At 62.2% G+C, this 1,298-nt stretch carries 1 protein-coding gene; it reads right to left on the bottom strand.

Translation table 11 applies throughout. The features are described 5' to 3' along the window. Window positions 1–1,178 (bottom strand): Xaa-Pro peptidase family protein (locus ENZ75_RS32075; RefSeq protein WP_140736587.1); only part of this gene is annotated, 1,178 nt, incomplete at its 3' end. Window positions 1,179–1,298 lie beyond the last annotated feature (120 nt).

The raw sequence follows: 1,298 nt of genomic DNA, 5'->3' as shown, positions 1-1,298 counted from the left end.
CCCCTGTTCCACCCCCGGCCCCGATCACCGAACATCACGTATCCGCTCTCCGTCACCGCCAGCGTGTCTTCCAGCTTGATGAAGCCCCGTGTCGGGTGAAGCATGGTCGTCTCCACCGACAGCACCATGTTCTTCTCCAGCGGTTTGGCCGCATAGGTGCCTTCATAGGTCACCGGGTGGTTGGTCATCAGGAACGGCGCCTCGTGCGTGATCAGCCCCATGCCATGGGCGAAGAAATCCGTGTAGGGCGCGACCTTCGAAGCCTTCAGCACGCCCTCGGCATGCGAAATCATGTCGCCGCCCAGCGTGCCCGCTTTGACTTTTGAAAAGGCCGCCTGCTGCACCGTCTCGACCTCGGCCAGCAGATCTTCCAGCTCGGCATCCGGTTCGCCGAGAATGCCCATCCGGCAGAGGTCGCCTATATAGCCGTGATAATTGCCGCCGGAATCGATTGACAGCACCTCGCCTTTTTTCCACGCCTGCGGTGAAGCGGCGCGGTTGTGGCTGGCACCCAGCGTCAGCAGGCAATATTCGAAATGGATGCCGCGATTGGTTTCCTCGCGCCGCAGCTGCTCGATGATCTCGCTTTTAGTCGTGCCTTCACGCGCCCAGGCAATGGTCGCCAGCATGGAATCGGTGATCAGTTCGGAGGCCGTGCGCAGCTTCTCCAGCTCCGCATCGGTCTTGATGGCGCGCATGCGCTCCAGCATGTCGGTCGCATCGATCAGCCTGGCATCCGGCAACGCCTTGCGGATCAGCGTATAGGCGTCCGATGGCAGGAAGCCAGGCTCGATGCCGATGCGCGCGCCGGCCTTGCCGATCTTCTGCAGGTGCTCGACCGCAAGGTTGGCGGCGTCGAGCGTGCCCCAGCAGGCGGCGTGCAGCGTCGGCGTCCAGAACGGATTGTTCTGGTGCTCGCCGCCCTCCATGCGGTTGCCGATATAGGCGGCATGGTCCGGCCCGCCCTTTTCGTACACGACGATCGGCAGGTACCGGCTGTGGCCGATCGCATCCATGGCGGCGAAGAAGATGAACTTGTAACCGCCCAGCAGGTATTGCGTGTTGTGCTTGGAGGTGGCGAGCAGCACATCGATGCCGGCCTCCTCCATCAGCCGGTCGACCCTTGCCTGGTCGAACGGGATATTGCCGACGGCATTCTTGCCCGGAGCAATGTTCATCTCTCTCTCCCTGAATTGCCTGGGACCGCCGGCCGTTCCGCTCGCGATCCCCTGGCCATGACTCAAATCTGCACCATTTTGCCCGTTCTGGTCCAGCCAGAAATAGGGCAAACAGCACCG

The sequence above is a fragment of the Mesorhizobium sp. M7A.F.Ca.CA.002.04.1.1 genome, from assembly GCF_004022805.1.
Taxonomy (GTDB): domain Bacteria; phylum Pseudomonadota; class Alphaproteobacteria; order Rhizobiales; family Rhizobiaceae; genus Mesorhizobium; species Mesorhizobium ciceri.
Note: the sequence above shows the minus strand (reverse complement) of the source record. Positions and strands in the feature narration are given on the sequence as shown.